Origin of the sequence: Achromobacter dolens (genome assembly GCF_902859745.1) — a bacterium.
In the GTDB taxonomy this organism is placed as follows: Bacteria; Pseudomonadota; Gammaproteobacteria; order Burkholderiales; family Burkholderiaceae_B; genus Achromobacter; species Achromobacter dolens.
In genome coordinates, this window is the sequence record NZ_CADIJW010000005.1 from 204652 (window position 1) to 220830 (window position 16179).

General features: G+C 69.7%; 12 protein-coding genes. 6 read left to right on the forward strand and 6 right to left on the reverse strand.

The features are described 5' to 3' along the window. Positions 1–187 precede the first annotated feature (187 nt). On the reverse strand, positions 188–3034 hold the full coding sequence (gene ppc, locus HV783_RS07000; protein WP_116792974.1) for a phosphoenolpyruvate carboxylase: 2847 nt from the start codon (positions 3032–3034) through the stop codon (positions 188–190). A gap of 173 nt (positions 3035–3207) precedes the next feature. Here ppc and queC point away from each other — a divergent pair, with 173 nt between their 5' ends. Beyond that, complete coding sequence (gene queC, locus HV783_RS07005) at positions 3208–3921, forward strand: 7-cyano-7-deazaguanine synthase QueC (protein WP_054500494.1); 714 nt, start codon at positions 3208–3210, stop codon at positions 3919–3921. A 339-nt stretch (positions 3922–4260) separates the two neighbouring features. Continuing rightward, positions 4261–5880, forward strand: a complete 1620-nt coding sequence (locus HV783_RS07010) for an EAL domain-containing protein (RefSeq protein WP_254603837.1) — start codon at positions 4261–4263, stop codon at positions 5878–5880. Here the strand turns inward: HV783_RS07010 and HV783_RS07015 are convergent. Both HV783_RS07015 and HV783_RS07020 read right to left on the reverse strand, forming a co-directional pair. Then, positions 5858–7039, reverse strand: coding sequence for an MFS transporter (locus HV783_RS07015; protein ID WP_175188860.1), 1182 nt, complete (start codon positions 7037–7039; stop codon positions 5858–5860). The two genes, HV783_RS07010 and HV783_RS07015, sit on opposite strands and share 23 nt — an antisense overlap. Beyond that, positions 7036–7584, reverse strand: a complete 549-nt coding sequence (locus HV783_RS07020; RefSeq protein ID WP_054419410.1) for a GNAT family N-acetyltransferase — start codon at positions 7582–7584, stop codon at positions 7036–7038. Before HV783_RS07020 ends, HV783_RS07015 begins: the two co-directional genes overlap by 4 nt. A gap of 135 nt (positions 7585–7719) precedes the next feature. Here HV783_RS07020 and HV783_RS07025 point away from each other — a divergent pair, with 135 nt between their 5' ends. Further along, positions 7720–8610: a LysR family transcriptional regulator gene (locus HV783_RS07025; RefSeq protein ID WP_054419409.1), complete on the forward strand. Its 891-nt coding sequence runs from the start codon at positions 7720–7722 to the stop codon at positions 8608–8610. Here the strand turns inward: HV783_RS07025 and HV783_RS07030 are convergent. Further along, positions 8558–9595 (reverse strand): 2-isopropylmalate synthase, encoded by a 1038-nt coding sequence (locus tag HV783_RS07030; RefSeq protein ID WP_049076587.1) that lies wholly within the window; start codon positions 9593–9595, stop codon positions 8558–8560. The two genes, HV783_RS07025 and HV783_RS07030, sit on opposite strands and share 53 nt — an antisense overlap. A gap of 469 nt (positions 9596–10064) precedes the next feature. Here HV783_RS07030 and HV783_RS07035 point away from each other — a divergent pair, with 469 nt between their 5' ends. The 3 genes from HV783_RS07035 to HV783_RS07045 all read left to right on the forward strand — a co-directional run bounded on the left by HV783_RS07035 (position 10065) and on the right by HV783_RS07045 (position 13987). Continuing rightward, positions 10065–10904, forward strand: a complete 840-nt coding sequence (locus HV783_RS07035) for an AraC family transcriptional regulator (protein ID WP_372414357.1) — start codon at positions 10065–10067, stop codon at positions 10902–10904. A 101-nt stretch (positions 10905–11005) separates the two neighbouring features. Further along, on the forward strand, positions 11006–12871 hold the full coding sequence (gene ilvD, locus HV783_RS07040) for a dihydroxy-acid dehydratase (protein ID WP_054419405.1): 1866 nt from the start codon (positions 11006–11008) through the stop codon (positions 12869–12871). A gap of 234 nt (positions 12872–13105) precedes the next feature. Continuing rightward, positions 13106–13987 (forward strand): LysR family transcriptional regulator, encoded by an 882-nt coding sequence (locus tag HV783_RS07045; RefSeq protein ID WP_054500498.1) that lies wholly within the window; start codon positions 13106–13108, stop codon positions 13985–13987. A 63-nt stretch (positions 13988–14050) separates the two neighbouring features. Here the strand turns inward: HV783_RS07045 and lpdA are convergent, their stop codons facing one another. Beyond that, positions 14051–15448, reverse strand: a complete 1398-nt coding sequence (gene lpdA, locus HV783_RS07050) for a dihydrolipoyl dehydrogenase (protein WP_175188862.1) — start codon at positions 15446–15448, stop codon at positions 14051–14053. 8 nt (positions 15449–15456) lie between these two features. Beyond that, positions 15457–16179, reverse strand: a 723-nt coding sequence (locus HV783_RS07055) for a 2-oxo acid dehydrogenase subunit E2 (RefSeq protein ID WP_175188863.1), incomplete at its 5' end; no start/stop codon positions are given.

Consider the following 16179-nt stretch of genomic DNA (forward strand, 5'->3'; position numbering starts at 1 on the left):
TAGTACTAAAAGTTGCCGGGGGTGGACAAATGGCCGTTTTGGGGCGTTCGTCAGATGGACAGTGCGGAGCGTGCGCGAGGCCGCCTGCGAAGGCCGCGTCGCGTGCGGCATGGAAGGTCGAATCGATGGACTGGGCGCAAAGCGCGCGCCGGAGCGCAAGGCCCCGGCGCGGCTTTGCCCTTTTGTCTCACCCCGAGTTGCGCAACCCGGCGGCGATGCCGTTGATGGTCAGGTGGATCGCGCGTTGCACGCGTTCGTCGGCCTCGGCGGCGGGCGATTTCTGCGCGGCGCGGTGGCGGCGGATCAGGTCGACCTGCAGGTAGTTGAGCGGGTCGATGTAGGCGAAGCGCTCGCGCAGCGAGGCCTGCAGCGCGGGGTTGTCGGCCAGCAGCTCGCGCCGGGTCAACAGCTTGAGCATGGCCAGGGTGCGGGCGTGTTCGGCGCTGATCATGCCGAAGATCTTCTCGCGCAGCGCGCGCTGCGGCACCAACTGCGCATAGCGCGCGGCGATGGCCAGATCGGACTTGGCCAGCACCATCTCCATGTTGGACAGCAGGGTGCGGAAGGCCGGCCAGTCCCGCGCCATCTCGCGCAACTGGGCCAGGCGGCCGCGCTGCGAGCGCGGCGCCCCCGGCGCGCCGGTCTCCAGATAGGCCTCGATGGCCGAGCCCATGCCGTACCAGCCGGTCAGCATCAGGCGGCATTGGGCCCAGGAAAAGCCCCAGGGAATGGCGCGCAGGTCTTCGATGCGCTGGCCCTTCTTGCGCGAGGCGGGGCGCGAGCCGATGTTCAGGCCGGCGATCTCGGCGATGGGGGTGGCGGCGAAGAAGTATTCGGCAAAGCGCGGCGTGTCATACACCAGGCCGCGGTAGCTGCGCTGCGCGGTCTCGGACATGAACGACATGGCCGGGCCGTGCTGCGCCATGTGCGCGTCTTCCGCGCTGGTGGCCTCGGCGCGCGGCGCCAGGCTGGATTCGAGCGTGGCGGCGACCAGCAGCTCCAGGTGCCAGCGGCCGACCTCGGCGTCCTTGTACTTGCTCTGGATGACTTCGCCCTGTTCGGTCAGGCGGATCTGGCCGGCCACCGTGCCCGGCGGCTGCGCCAGGATGGCGTCGAAGCTGGAGCCGCCGCCCCGGCCCACCGAGCCGCCGCGTCCATGGAACAGGCGCAGGCGCACGTGGCGGCTGGAGAAGACGTCCACCAGCGCGCGCTCGGCCTGGTACAGCGACCAGTTGGAGGTGAGAAAGCCGCCGTCCTTGTTGCTGTCCGAGTAGCCCAGCATGACTTCCTGGGCGCCGTTCTGGGCGCGCTTCACGCGCTCGCGGATCTCGGGAAGGTCGAGCCAGGCGGCCATGATGTCGGCGCCGCGCTGCAGGTCGGGGATGGTCTCGAACAGCGGCACCACCATCAGGCCGTCTTCTGGCGGGATGTCCTGGCCGGCGGGCGCGATCAGGCCCGCTTCCTTTTGCAGCACCATCACTTCCAGCAGGTCGCTGAGCGTTTCGGTGTGCGAGACGATGGTCTGGCGCACCGCCTGCTTGCCATAGCGCTGGCGGCCGGCGGCGGCCGCGCGCAACACCGCCAGTTCGCGCGTGGTGTCTTCGCTGTAGGCGATCCAGGGCGAGGCCAGCGGCCGCGCCTGCGCCAGTTCGGCGCGCAGCAAGGCCACGCGCGCGTCTTCGTCCAGCGTCAGGTAGTCCAGCGGCTGGCCGTCACGGGTGGCGCCGGCGCGGCTGAACAGCTCGGCCAGTGCGCGCTCGTGCACGTCGGAGCTCTGGCGCAGGTCGACCGTGGCCAGATGGAAGCCGAACACCTCGACCGCTTGCTGCAGCCCTCCCAGGCGCAGTTTGCCGATGGGCGCGCCATGATGCGCGGACAGCGAGGCCGCGATGACGGCCAGGTCGGCGGAAAGCTCCTGCGGCGTGTCATAGGGTTGCGCCGCGACCGTGCTGCGGCGTGCCAGGTTCTGGCCGGTCAGGCGCAGCGCGGTGGCGGCCAGGCGCGCGTAGACGCCGACCAGCGCGCGCCGGTAGGGCTCGTCGCTGCGATGCGGCGAGTCGTCGCCGCTGTGCTCGGCCAGTGCCAGCAGCGCCGGGTCGACCGCGATCAGCAGCGTGGTGATGGACAGCTCGGCGCCCAGCGCATGCACTTCCTGCAGGTAGTGCTCGAACAGTACGGTGGCCTGGCGCAGCAGCGCGCGTTCCAGCGTGCCGGCATCGACGTTCGGGTTGCCGTCGCGGTCGCCGCCGATCCAACTGCCCATGCGCAGGAAGGGTTCCAGCGGCGGCGGCGGCGCGCCGAACGGCTTGGCATCGCGGTTGAGCAGCTTGGACAGGTCGCCGTAGACGCGCGGGATGACCTGCAGAAAGGTGCTGCGGTAGTACGACAGCGCGTTCTCGATCTCGTCGGCCACCGTCAGGCGCGTGTAGCGCAGCATGCGGGTCTGCCACAGCGTGGCCACGCGGCCGAGCAGCGCGGCGTCGAGTTCGGCCAGTTCTTCCGGCGTCAGCGGGTTGTCGCGCTGGGACAGCGCGGCGGCGATCTCGCGATGCACGTCGAGCGTGCTCTTGCGCTGCACTTCGGTGGGGTGGGCGGTCAGCACCGGCATGACGCAGGCGTCGGCCAGCAGGCGGCGGATGCGCGCGGGCGTCACGCCGTGGCGGCCCAGGGTCTGCACCGCGTCGCGCAGGCTGCCGCGCGCGGGCGCGTCGCCGGCCAGGGCGCGGGCCCGCTGGCTGCGGTTCTGGTCGCGGTCCTCGGCGATGTTGGACAGGTGCAGGAAATAGCTGAAGGCGCGCGCCACCGAGTTGGGATCGCTGCCTTGCAACTGCTTGACGCGCTGCTCCAGCAGCTTGCCGTCGGCGGCATTGCCTTCGCGGCGGAACTTGACGGCGGTGCGGCGCAGGGTCTCGATGGTGTCGAAGACGCGTTTGCCTTCACATTCGGCGATGACCTCGCCAAGCAATCGGCCTAACAGCCGGATATCGTGACGCAAGGGTTCTGCGGGGTCGGACTGCGGGCGGGCGGCATTCATCGGGCGGGAGATCCGTCGGGCTGCTGGAGAAAGGGAGGAGTCAGGTGATGCGCACTGCGGGGGAAGCCATGAATGAGAACGGCACCGATTTTACGCAGGCTTCCTTACGGGGAAGACGGCCGGCTGCGGTAAAGTCTGGCTCTATCCCTTAGTCTTTGCAGAAACCCCCTTTTATGCTGAACCACCAACGTCGCGCGCTCGTGCTGTTTTCGGGCGGCCAGGATTCCACCACCTGCCTGGCCTGGGCGCTGGACCGCTATGCCCATGTGGAAACCGTGGCGTTCGACTATGGCCAGCGCCACCGCATCGAGCTGGATGCGCGCCTGAACGTGCTGCGCGAGATCCGCGCGCGCTTTCCGCAATGGGCGCCGCGCCTGGGCGAAGACCATCTGCTGGACCTGAAGGTGCTGGGCCAGGTGGGCGACACCGCCATGACCAGCGACCGCGCCATCGAGATGCAGGAAAATGGCTTGCCCAACACCTTCGTGCCGGGACGCAACCTGCTGTTCCTGACGCTGGCGGCGGCGCTGGGCTACCGGCGCCAACTGGACGTGCTGGTGGGCGGCATGTGCGAAACCGATTTTTCGGGCTATCCCGATTGCCGCGACGACACCATCAAGGCGCAGCAGGTGGCGCTGGGGTTGGGGTTGGGAAGCCGCGTCACCATCGAGACGCCGCTGATGTGGATCGACAAGTCCGAAACCTGGGCGCTGGCAAAGCAGTTGGGCGGCGACGCCTTGGTCGAGACCATCGTCGAGGAAAGCCACACCTGTTACCTGGGCGAGCGCGGCGCGCGCCATGCCTGGGGCTATGGCTGCGGCGAATGCCCGGCCTGCAAGCTGCGCCGCGCCGGCTGGGACAAATGGCAGGCTCAGGGCGCTGTTTGAGCCGTCCGCCCGCGACACCCCTTCATCAACGATCCCGCGCTTCTGACAGCACCCGGCGGCCCGCCGCGGCGCGTTGCCGGCTCGCGCCGCAATGGCGTCGGATTGCGCCGGCACAGTAGCCGCGCGCATGTCGCTACGTTTCACTCATCGGTGAGTTTTATTTCGATATATTGAATTCCATTCATTTTTAGATGAATGGAATTCAATGATTTTCGACTTTACGCGGCAACAGGAAGGATTGAGCGCCCTTTTTTTGCGACCCTGTTCCAGGTATGGAGATGCAAAAAAACATTTCAATACCGTTCGATGGAAAGCGTTTTTATCCAGGGCTCAATCATCATGAATCGGTCGCGCATTATCCTTATTTTCGATAACGAATTCGCCAAGCAAGGCATCACCGATTCGCTCCAGCAGATCGGTTTCGTCCTGAACCCCGTATCGCTCCAGGAACCGGCGCCGGCGCGCCATGCCGGGGAAATCCAGGTGCATCTGTGCCTGCCGCGGGACCTGGACATCACGATCGGCCAACTGCGCGCGCGCTTCGCCCACTCGACCATCATCGCCATCCGCCACATCGAAAGCCCCGCGGTGCGGATCAACGCGCTGCTGGCCGGCGCGGATAGCTGCTATGGCGCGAACATCAGCTACAGCGAGGTGGCGGCGGCGATCCAGTCGGCGCAGCGCAAGCTGACCTTATGCCAGCCGCTCGCGGCCTCCGCGCCGCGCCGGCCGGACGTGGCGGCCGAGCCCCCCGCGGCGGAACAAAGCTGGCGCCTGTGCGACAACGAATGGACGCTTGTCTCGCCCGGCGGGGCGGCCGTCAATCTCACGCCCATGGAACGCGCGGTGCTCAAGGGCATGCACGGCCATCCCGAGCGCGTCATCCGCCGCGCGGGCTTCGCCGCCGCCAGCCTCGACATTGCCGGCAATGGCCGCGCGTTGGACCTGGTCATCAGCCGCCTCAAGCGCAAGGGCGCCGCCGCCGGCATGGCCATTCCGATCCGCAGCCTGCGCGGCAAGGGCTATGCATTCTCGGCCGCGCTGGTCCAGGATGGCGGCGGCGCGAGCCACGAACCCATGGTGATCCGCAAGGAAGGCGCCGTGTCGCCGCTGCTGGCAGCGATCCAGGGCGACCGCCTGCAGTTGCATTACCGGCCCATCGTCACCGCCGCGGATCTGGAAATCGTCGGCGCCGAAGCCCTGTTGCGATGGCGCGCGACGGGCGGCGAGACGATGGACATCGATGGTCTGTTGCGCGAAGCTGGCGCCCCCGAGGCGGCGCAGGCCCTGATCAACTGGAGCCTTCAAGCCATGGCCCATGATCAGGCGCGCTGGCGGCAGGCGGCGCAAGGGCCGGCGCTGGCGGTGAACCTCAATATCTCGCCGCAGTGCTTTGCCCGCTGCGATGTCGTCGGCACAGTCCTGCGCGGTATCGCCGCGTGCGGCCTGGCGCCGGACGACATCCGCATCGAGCTCACTGAGGAAGCGGCGCTGCATGCGGGATCCGCCGATATCCGCTCCATGCTGGAGGCCTTCACCAGCCGCGGCATCCAGGTCTGGCTCGATGATTTTGGCAAGGGCTACAACAACCTCGAATGGCTGTCGACGCTGCCCCTGACCGGCTTGAAGCTGGACAAGTCCATCGTCTGGAATGCCGCGCGCCAGGCGGAGGCGCAGAAGGTGCTGGCCTCGATCTGTCAGCTTGCGCGGGACTTGGACATCGTCACCGTGGCCCAGGGCATCGAGACCGAGGCGCATTGCCGCGCCGCGCGCGAAGCCGGTTGCGACCTGCTGCAGGGCTTTCTGTTTTTCCGGCCCGGCACAGGCGATGAACTGGCCACCGCGCTCGCCGAGCAGCGCTGGCGCCGCGCCGACATGGCGCGGGGCCGCGAGCGCGTGGCGCCGGCCGTGGCATTGCGAGATGGCGGCGCGCCGCTCAGCTCCGCGTCCGGGCAATGAAGCGCCATCGCAACGCCAGCGCCGCGGCCAGGATGGCCGTAGCCAAGCCCGCCGATATGCCCATCGCGGCGTGCGCGCCGTGCCGCTCGATCACGTAGGCATAGGCCACCGGCGCGGCGGCGGTCAGCAGGAAGCTGGGGATCAGCAGGGCGCCGACCAGCGCGCCGTAGCTGCGGAAGTCGAACAGCGCCAGCGGCAGCGTGCCGCGCGCGATGGTCAGCAGGCCGTTGCAGGCGCCGTAGAGCAAGGCGTAGGCGGCCAAGGTGACAAGTTGGCCACCCGACAGCAGCGCCAGCACGAATCCCAGCGGCATCAGGGCGGCCACCGCCAGGGTCAGGGTCAAGGGATGCAGGCGCGACCCCAGCGCGACGTCGGCCAGCCGCGAGGCGAATTGGCCCACGCCCCACAACGCGGCGACATTGACCGCCAGCGCCTTGGCCAGCCCCAGCCCCGACAGCAGCGGGATCAGGTGGGCGGCATTGCCGGCCGCCAGGAAGTTGGTGAGCATGGCGATCGCCGCGTACAGCAGGCCAGCCAAGCGCCGCTCGGACGCGTTGCGCGTCAGGCCCGCGCCACCCTGGCCGGCGGCCTGCACCGGCGCGGCGTAGCGTGCGCGCGGCAGCGCCAGGTAGAGGGGCACGGTCGCCAACGCCAGCGCCCCGTAGGCCAGCACGGCGCCGCGCCAGCCCAGCCAGCCCGACAGCGCATGGCCCACAGGCCACATGACGGTCGATGCGAGCCCGCCGAACAGCGTGATCTGCGACATCGGCCGCCGCGCCGTGGGGCCGGCGGCGCGCGCCAGCGAGGCGAAAGCGGCGTCGTACAGACACAGCCGCATGCCCACGCCCAGCAGCGTCCAGGCGGCGAAATAGGCGGGCAGGCCGTGCGCGGCGGCCAGCGCGGCGCAGCCCGCCGCCGCCAGCGTGGCGCCGGCGGGCATGACCCGATGTCCGCCCCATTGGTCGATCGCGCGGCCGGCCAGCGGCGACACCAGCGCCATGACCACGATGGCACAGGAGAAGCCGCCGTAGAGGGTGGCCGGGTCCCACCCCAGGTCGGCGGTCATGTCCGGCCCCAGCGCGCCGATCAGGTAGAAGGTCACGCCCCAGCCGACCAGTTGCGTCAGCCCCAGGCAGACCACCGCGCGCGGCGGGATCATGGGCGTTGCGGCGGCGTGCTGTCGCCCTCGCCCAAGGCGCGCTGCATCAGCACGGTGTCACGCCATTCGCCATGCTTGTGGCCCACCGAGCGCAGCGTGCCCACCGGGTGAAAGCCCTGGCGCGCATGCACCGCCAGCGAGGCGGCATTGCGGCTGTCGCCCACCACCGCCAGCATCTGGCGCCAGCCGGCCGCGGTGCAGCGCTCGACCAGCCTGGCCAGCAGCCTGCCGCCGATGCCCAGGCCGGCGCGGCCGGCCTTGACGTAGACCGAATCCTCGACCGTGTGGCGATAGGCCGGGCGCGGGCGGTAGGGGGTGACGTAGGCGTAGCCCACCACTTCGCCGTTGATCTCGGCCACCAGGTAGGGCATGTCTTTCTCCAGCACCCCGGCGCGTCGCTGGCGCATCTCCTGGATCGATGGCGGTTCCAGTTCGAATGACGCGGTGCCGTGCTCCACATGGTGCGCGTAGATGGCCTTGATGGCGGGCAGGTCGGCATCCACGCTGTCGCGGATCAGGATGGTAGGGGCGGCGGGTTGCGGCATGGCGGGTTCGCGGAGGGAAGGAACGGACGGGTGAAAAACCAGCCGCCAGTGTGGCGCAAGCCCATGCATAAATAAAGCTTTGGTCTATTATGCTTTTTATAAGTAAAACTTTTGATTAGGCGGGGACGGAATGCCATGCGCGGACTCAATCTGGATGCCCTGCGCACCTTTGCGCAGGTGATCGAACTGGGCAGTTTCTCGGCCGCCGCCGAACGCGGCGGCATCACCCAGCCCGCCGTCAGCCTGCAGGTGCGCCAGCTCGAGCGCCGCTTCGGCCTGAAGCTGGTCGAGCGGGTCGGCCGCCGCGCCGGGCCCACCGCCGCCGGGCTGGAACTGCTGACCCACATCCGCGCCATCGACACCGCGCTGGCGCGGGCCGAGCAGGCCATGACGGCGCATGCTTCGCAAGTGACCGGGCGGGTGCGCCTGGGCACCGGCGCCACCGCCTGCACCTATCTGCTGCCGCCGCTGCTGGCCGGCCTGCGACGGCGCTTTCCGGCGCTGGACGTGGTGGCCAGCACCGGCAATACCGCCGACATGCTGCGCGGCCTGGAGAACAACACGCTCGACATCGGCCTGGTGACGCTGCCCGCGCCCGGCCGCATGATCGAGGCCACGCCCGTGCTGGAAGACGAGTTCGTGGCGATCTTCCCGGCGCGCGGCCCGCTGGGAATGCCGGACGCCGTGACGCCGCAGGCGCTGGCGGCGTTGCCGCTGGTGCTGTTCGAGCCGGGCGCGCGCACCCGTGGCCTGGTGGATGACTGGTTCGACGCGGCAGGGGTGGCGGCCAAGCCGGTGATGGAGCTGGGCAGCACCGAGGCCATGAAGGAAATCGTGGCGGCCGGCCTGGCGTGCGCGGTGCTGCCGCGGCTGGCGGTCAGCGGCGCGGGCCAGCGCGCCAGCCTGGCGGTGCGTTCCCTGACGCCGCGCCTGGCGCGCACGCTGGCCGTGGTGGTGCGCCGCGACAAGCCGCTCAGCCGGGGGCTGCGGCACCTGCAGGAAGCGCTGCTGGCGTTGCGGACGTGAACGCGTAGGGGTGGAACACGTCCACCGGCAATTGGTTGCAGGCCTGGACGCAGTCGCGCACGGCCGCCATGTCGGTGAAATCCAGGCCGCTGGCGATGCCCTGCCGGTCCAGGTTCAGCGCCAGCGTCACCAGGTCGACGTTGCCCGTGCGCTCGCCGTTGCCGAACAGGCAGCCTTCGACGCGGTCGGCGCCGGCCAGCACCGCCAGTTCCGCCGAGGCCACGGCGGTGCCGCGGTCGTTGTGCGGATGCACGCTCAGCACGATGCTGTCGCGCCGCGCCAGGCGGCGGTGCATCCATTCGATCTGGTCGGCATAGACGTTGGCGGTGGTGCATTCCACCGTCGACGGCAGGTTGATGATCATCCTGTTTGCCGGCGTCGGGCGCCAGATCGCGCTGACGGCGTCGCAGACCTCCAGCGCGAAGTCCAGCTCGGCCAGGCTGAAGGTCTCGGGGGAGTACTCGTAGATCCACTCCGTTTCCGGATGCGCGTCGGCCAGGGCGCGGATCTGGCGCGTGCCGGCCAGCGCGATCTCCTTGATCTCGGCGCGGCTCATGCCGAACACGATGCGGCGCCATTGCGGCGCGATCGGGTTGTACAGGTGCACGATGGCGCGGCGCGCGCCGCGCAGTGATTCGAACGTGCGTTCGATCAGATCGGGCCGCGACTGGGTCAGGACCTCGATGGTGACGTCGTCGGGAATGCGGTTTTCCTCGATCAGCTTGCGCACGAAATTGAAGTCGGTGTCGGAGGCCGAGGGGAACGCGACTTCGATCTCTTTCAGGCCCACGGCCACCAATTGCTCGAAAAAGCGCAGCTTGCGCGCCGCGTCCATGGGCTCGATGAGCGCCTGGTTGCCGTCGCGCATGTCGGTGCTCATCCAGATCGGCGGCGCGCTCGGGCGGCGCGCGGGCCATTGGCGTTCGGCGTAGTCGCGGGAAAAGGGCTGGACGGGGCGGTATTTGTGTTGGGGATGGTCGAGCATGAAAACCTCCGGCCGCGCGGCGCGCGGCGTCTGGGGCCGCCGGTCTGCGGCGGCGGTCGGGCAAGGGAGGTGGCGGACGGGCCCGTCAGAGGGCCCGGGGCTGCCGGGCGGCCACGGGGCGCAAGGCCCGGCAACCGCGCGCTAGTCGTAGCGTCGGCAGGACGGCGGCCGCGGCGTGGGCGCGAAGGGCGCGGCAGCTCGGGACGAGGCGGGTATGGGCGTAAAGGCGCGGGCGCGGTGCGGCGGGGCGCGCGTTGGCGCAAAGGCGCCAGGTGTCCGGGACCGCGCGCGCGGCTGTGAGGGCGTCCGATTTCCCGGCCATGCGCGCGCGCCGGCCGCGCATGGCGGCGCAGCGGGCGGCGGGGCAATGGCAGGCAAGAGGCATGATCGGAACGCGGACGACAGGGAAATCGACGGGATTGCGGGCAGGATAGGTACACTGGAAAAGACCGTCTACCGCCGGTTGGACATGAATCATCGAGAAATGGACAAGCCGAAATCGCCCGCCGCCTCCCGATCGCGCAAGCCCGCCGATCTGGACCTGTTTCCGTACGAGTCCTCGCTGCGCCCGGTGGCGGCCCTGGCGGTGGACTACGAGGACGGACATCGCGTGCGTCGCCACCGCCATCGCCGCTCGCAACTGGTGTACGCCATCTCGGGCGTGATGGTGGTGGATACCGACGCCGGTATCTGGGTGGTGCCGCCCACGCGCGGCGTTTGGGTGCCGGCCTGGGTCTCGCACGCCATCCGCATGAGCGGCGAACCGCGCATGCGCACGGTGTTCGTCGAGCCGGGCGCGGCCGCGCACCTGCCCACCGAATGCTGCGTGCTGTCGATCTCGCCGCTGTTGCGCGAGCTGATGGTGGCGGCCGCCGAGGTGCCGCTGGACTGGCAGCCCGGCACCCGCGACGGCCGCCTGATGATGCTGCTGCTGGACGAGCTGAAACAGGAGCCGGTGCTGCCGCTGCACCTGCCGCAGCCGTCCGAGCCGCGCCTGGCGCGCATCTGCCGCGCCATCGTGCGCCACCCCGAGCGCCAGGCGGGCGCGGCCGACTGGGCGCGGGAATTGGGGGTGGATCCCAAGACGGTGCACCGCCTGTTTCTGCGCCACACCGGCATGACCTTCGGCCGCTGGCGCCAGCAGGCGCGGCTGCTGGCGGCGATGGAGCGGCTGGCGCGCGGCGAGCGGGTGCTGGATGTGGCCCTGGATCTGGGCTACGACAGTCCCAGCGCGTTCGCGGCCATGTTCCGCAAGGCCTTGGGCGAGCCGCCCAGCGCCTTCGCGGCGCGCGGCGCGGCGTCCGCCTGATGGCCGCGGCGCGGCCTCGGGGCGGCCTGCGGCCGCTGGCGGCCGGAACCAGCGTATTATTTACCGTTTTGCCGCCCACGCTAATCGCCTGAGACAAGATCATGCCGCACTACCGTTCCCGCACCTCGACCCACGGCCGCAACATGGCCGGCGCCCGCGCCCTGTGGCGCGCCACCGGCATGAAGGACGGAGACTTCGGCAAGCCGATCATCGCGGTGGTCAACTCCTTCACGCAGTTCGTGCCGGGCCACGTGCACCTGCGCGACCTGGGCGCGCTGGTCGCCAAGGAAATCGAGGCCGCCGGCGGCGTCGCCAAGGAATTCAACACCATCGCCGTCGATGACGGCATCGCCATGGGCCACGGCGGCATGCTGTACTCGCTGCCGTCGCGCGAACTGATCGCCGACTCGGTCGAATACATGGTCAACGCGCACTGCGCCGACGCCATGGTCTGCATCTCGAACTGCGACAAGATCACCCCGGGGATGCTGATGGCCGCGATGCGCCTGAACATCCCGGTGGTGTTCGTGTCCGGCGGCCCGATGGAAGCCGGCAAGGTCAAGTCGCCGACCGACGGCAAGGTGATCGCCAAGATCGACCTGATCGACGCCATGATCAAGGCCGCCGATCCCAACGTGTCGGACGCCGACGTGGCCGAAGTCGAACGCAGCGCGTGTCCGACCTGCGGCTCCTGTTCCGGCATGTTCACCGCCAACTCGATGAACTGCCTGACCGAGGCCATCGGCCTGGCGCTGCCGGGCAACGGCACCATCGTCGCCACGCACGCCTGGCGCAAGGGGCTGTTCGAGCAGGCCGGCCGCCTGGTGGTGGACCTGTGCCGCCGCTACTACGTCGAGGAAGACGAATCGGTCCTGCCGCGCAGCATCGCCACCAAGAGCGCGTTCCAGAACGCCATGGCGCTGGACGTGGCCATGGGCGGTTCCACCAACACCGTGCTGCATCTGCTGGCCGCGGCGCAGGAAGCCGGCGTCGACTTCACCATGGCCGACATCGACCGCATTTCGCGCAAGGTGCCGTGCCTGTGCAAGGCCGCGCCGGCCACCGACAAGTACCACATCGAAGACGTGCACCGCGCCGGCGGCATCCTGGGCATCCTGGGTGAACTGGCGCGCGCCGATCTGCTCGACCTGTCCTGCGGCAACGTGCACAGCGGCACGCTGGGCAACGCCATCGCGCAATGGGACGTGGCCGGCGGCGCCGGCGAAGCGGCGCAGAAGTTCTATCGCGCCGCGCCCGGCGGCATTCCCACCACCGTGGCCTTCAGCCAGGACGCGACCTTCCTGACGCTGGACACCGATCGCAAGACCGGCTGCATCCGCAGCAAGGAAAATGCCTACTCCAAGGACGGCGGCCTGGCCGTGCTGTACGGCAACCTGGCCGAGAAGGGCTGCATCGTCAAGACCGCCGGCGTGGATGAATCGCAGTGGGTCTTCACCGGCCGCGCGCGCGTATTCGAAAGCCAGGATGACGCCGTCGAAGGCATCCTGGGCGACAAGGTCGTGCCGGGCGACGTGGTGGTGATCCGCTACGAAGGCCCCAAGGGCGGCCCCGGCATGCAGGAAATGCTGTACCCCACGTCCTACCTGAAGTCCAAGGGCCTGGGCAAGACCTGCGCGCTGTTCACCGATGGCCGCTTCTCGGGCGGCTCGTCGGGCCTGGTGATCGGCCACGCCTCGCCCGAAGCGGCCGAGGGCGGCACCATCGGCCTGGTCGAAGACGGCGACACCATCGAGATCGACATCCCCAACCGCAAGATGCACCTGGCCGTGTCCGATGAGGAGCTGGCCCGCCGCCGCGCCGCGATGAACGCGCGCGCCGATGGCGGCTGGCTGCCGGTGGACCGCGAGCGCGTGGTGTCGCAGGCCTTGCAGGCCTACGCGGCGCTGGCCACTTCGGCCGACCGCGGCGCGGTGCGCGATCTGTCGCAGCTCAAGCAGAAGCGTTGATCGGCCGGCGGTCGATGCAGTGAAAAAGCGGCGCCGCGTGCGCCGCTTTTTTTTGGCGTGCGCTGCGCTGGCGGCAGCGCGCAGCAACATCCCGCCACTGCCGCTTTCGCCACCTCCCGCCTGACCGGGATCGCTGCCCGCGGTGGCCAGATAACCCTGTCATCGGCCGGGCCACCGCGAAATTGCGGCGGCGGCGCGCTATAAAATTCCGCTACTTGTGATCCGGAGTCAAAAATGGCGCTCAATTCCGAAGCCCTGCGCTTGTTCCTGGGCGTGGTCGACGCTGGTTCGATGAGCGCCGCCGCCGAGATGCTGGGCCAGACCGCCTCCGGCGTCAGCCGAGGCCTGTCGCGCCTGGAGGAAGACCTGGGCGTGACGCTGCTGAATCGCACCACGCGGCGCATGGAACTGACCGCCGAGGGCGCGCATTTCCTGCACAAGGCGCGCCAGATCGTGCAGTCGCTGGAAGAAGCCGAGGAATGCATGCGCATCGTCAACCAGCAGCCGGCCGGCCGCCTGCGCGTCGACGCCTCGGTGCCGGTGATGCTGCATTGCGTGGTGCCGCATGTGGCCGACTTTCGCCGCGAGTATCCGGCGATCTCGCTGGAGCTGACCAGCAACGACCGCATCGTCGACCTGATCGAGCACCGCACCGACGTGGCCCTGCGCATGGGGCCGTTGAACGATTCCACGCTGCATGCGCGGCCAATGCGGCCGCGTCCGCGCTGGCTGATGGCCAGCCCCGAGTACCTGGCGCGGCGCGGCGTGCCGCGCACCGTCGAGGATCTTGCCGGGCACGAACTGCTGGGCTTCACCCAGCCGGAAAGCCTGAACGTCTGGCCGCTGCGCCACGCGGGCGGCTCGACCTATCTGGCCACGCCCACGCTGGCCACGTCCAGCGGCGAAACCCAGCGCCACCTGGCGCTGCGCGGCGTGGGCATCGCCTGCCTGTCGGACTTCGTGTCGCGCGACGATCTGATCGAAGGGCGGCTGGTGCGCATCATGGAAGACCTGCACACCGACTACCTGCAGCCGATGCACGCGGTGTACTACCGCAATACGCAGCTATCGCGGCGCATCGCCTGCTTCCTGGATTTCTTCGCCAGTCGGTTGTGAAGCGGGGCGCCCCGCGCGGCCGGGGACGGTCCGCGCGAGACGCCTGGCGCGTTGCCACGGGCTCTAGCCGTGCAGCGCCCGGCCGAAGGCCGCCAGCACCGATTCGTGCAGCGTCTCCGACAGCGTCGGATGCGCGAACACGGTGTGCATCAGGTCTTCCTCGGTGGCTTCCAACGCCGCCGCCACGCCGTAGCCGGCGATCAGCTCTGACGCCTCCGGGTGGATGATGTGCGCGCCCAGCAGCTCGCCGGTGCCGGCATCGAACACCGTCTTCACCAGCCCCTGGTCTTCGCCCATGGCAATCGCCTTGCCGTTGCCGACGAAGGTGAACCTGCCGATGCGGATCTCGCCGCCCGTCGCCTTGGCGTGTTCGCGGGCGCGGGCCTCGGTCATGCCGATGCTGGCGACCTGCGGATGCGAATAGGTGCACGCCGGAATGCGCAGCGGGTCGAGCGCGTGCACCGGCAGGCCGGCGATGGCTTCCGCGCACAGCACCGCCTCGTGGCTGGCCTTGTGCGCCAGCCACGGCGCGCCGGCCACGTCGCCAATGGCGTAGACGCCAGGTTCCGCCGTGCGGCCCAGGCCATCCGTGACGATGTGGGTCTTCTCCACCTTCACGCGGGTCTGCTCCAGGCCCAGGTTCTCGACGTTGCCGACGATGCCGGCCGCGACGATGACGCGCTCGACCTCCAGCTCGATCTGCTTGCCCTGTTGCTCCAGCACGGCCTTGACGCCGGTGGCCGTCAGGCTGGACGACTTGACCGCGCACTGGGTCAGCACGCGGATGCCTTGCTTTTCGAACGCCTTGCGCGCCAGCGCGGATATCTCGGCGTCTTCCTGCGGCAGGATCTCGGCGGTCATGTCGATCAGCGTCACCTGCGCGCCGACCGCGCGGTAGAAGCTGGCGAACTCGGCGCCGATCGCGCCCGCGCCCACCACCAGCAGCGACTTGGGCAGCGCCGGCGGCGTCAGCGCCTGGCGATAGGTCCAGACGCGTTCGCCCACCGGCAGCGCCGGCAGCTCGCGCGCCCGCGCGCCGGTGGCCAGGATGATGTGGCGCGCCGACAGCGTGGCGCCGTTGTCGAGCGCGACGCGGCCGCCGCCGGCCAGCCGGGCGCTCGCGGCGAACACCGTCACGCCGTTCTTCTTCATCAGGTGCGTGACGCCCAGGCCCAGGCGGCCGGCGACCTTGCGCGAGCGCGCCACCATCGCGGCCAGGTCGGGTTGGGCCGCGCCGGCGCCGGTCACGCCGTACTGGTCGGCCTCGCGGCAGGCGCGCAGCACGGTGGCGCTGTGCAGCAGCGCCTTGGTCGGGATGCAGCCCCAGTTCAGGCAGATACCGCCGAGTTCGGCGCGTTCCACCAGCGCGGTCGACAGGCCCAGTTGCGCCGCGCGGATGGCGGCCACGTAGCCGCCGGGGCCGCCGCCCACCACCACCAGGTCAAACGAAGTCTTGGTCATGGCGGGGCTCACAGCAGGATGCGCACGGGGGCTTCGATCAGCGCGCGGAAGGCGGCCAGCCAGCGCGCGCCGACGGCGCCGTCCACCACGCGGTGGTCGGCCGACAGCGTCACGGTCATGACGGTGGCTGCCTTCAGGTCGCCATTGTCGTCCACCACCGGGCGGCGTTCGGCCGCGCCCACCGCCAGGATCGCGGCCTGCGGCGGGTTGATGATGGCGGCGAACTGCTTGATGCCGTACATGCCCAGGTTGCTCACCGTCAGCGAGCCGCCGGTGAATTCCTCGGGCTTCAGGCGATTGACCTTTGCGCGGCCGGCCAGCTCGACGATCTCGGCGGCGATGGCGGACAGCGGCTTGACGTCGGCGTCGCGCACGATGGGCGTGACCAGGCCGCCGTCGGTGGCCACGGCCACGCTGATGTCGGCGCCGGCATGGAATTCGATGGCGTCCTCGTGCCAGCTGGCGTTGACCTCGGGCACCTCGCGCAGCGCCAGCGCGGCGGCGCGCACGATGAAGTCATTGACCGACAGCTTGACCGCGCCGCCCTGGTTGGCCTGGGCGCGCAGGGCCAGCAGCGCGTCCATGCGGCAGTCCACCGTCAGGTAGAAGTGCGGCACCTGCTGCTTGCTTTCGGTCAGGCGGCGGGCGATGGCGCGGCGCATGCCGGAATGCGGCACGCGGCGGCCGGCGGCGCGGCTGGCCTGCGGCGCGGCGGCAACGGGGGCGCGGTC

Bases quoted from the DNA above. Each gene is read 5' to 3' on its own strand.
- HV783_RS07015 (WP_175188860.1), bottom strand. From the start codon at position 7,039: ATGATCCCGCCGCGCGCGGTGGTCTGCCTGGGGCTGACGCAACTGGTC.
- ilvD (WP_054419405.1), top strand. From the start codon at position 11,006: ATGCCGCACTACCGTTCCCGCACCTCGACCCACGGCCGCAACATGGCC.
- HV783_RS07025 (WP_054419409.1), top strand. From the start codon at position 7,720: ATGCGCGGACTCAATCTGGATGCCCTGCGCACCTTTGCGCAGGTGATC.
- HV783_RS07035 (WP_372414357.1), top strand. From the start codon at position 10,065: ATGAATCATCGAGAAATGGACAAGCCGAAATCGCCCGCCGCCTCCCGA.
- HV783_RS07030 (WP_049076587.1), bottom strand. From the start codon at position 9,595: ATGCTCGACCATCCCCAACACAAATACCGCCCCGTCCAGCCCTTTTCC.
- HV783_RS07020 (WP_054419410.1), bottom strand. From the start codon at position 7,584: ATGCCGCAACCCGCCGCCCCTACCATCCTGATCCGCGACAGCGTGGAT.
- ppc (WP_116792974.1), bottom strand. From the start codon at position 3,034: ATGAATGCCGCCCGCCCGCAGTCCGACCCCGCAGAACCCTTGCGTCAC.
- queC (WP_054500494.1), top strand. From the start codon at position 3,208: ATGCTGAACCACCAACGTCGCGCGCTCGTGCTGTTTTCGGGCGGCCAG.
- lpdA (WP_175188862.1), bottom strand. From the start codon at position 15,448: ATGACCAAGACTTCGTTTGACCTGGTGGTGGTGGGCGGCGGCCCCGGC.
- HV783_RS07010 (WP_254603837.1), top strand. From the start codon at position 4,261: ATGAATCGGTCGCGCATTATCCTTATTTTCGATAACGAATTCGCCAAG.
- HV783_RS07045 (WP_054500498.1), top strand. From the start codon at position 13,106: ATGGCGCTCAATTCCGAAGCCCTGCGCTTGTTCCTGGGCGTGGTCGAC.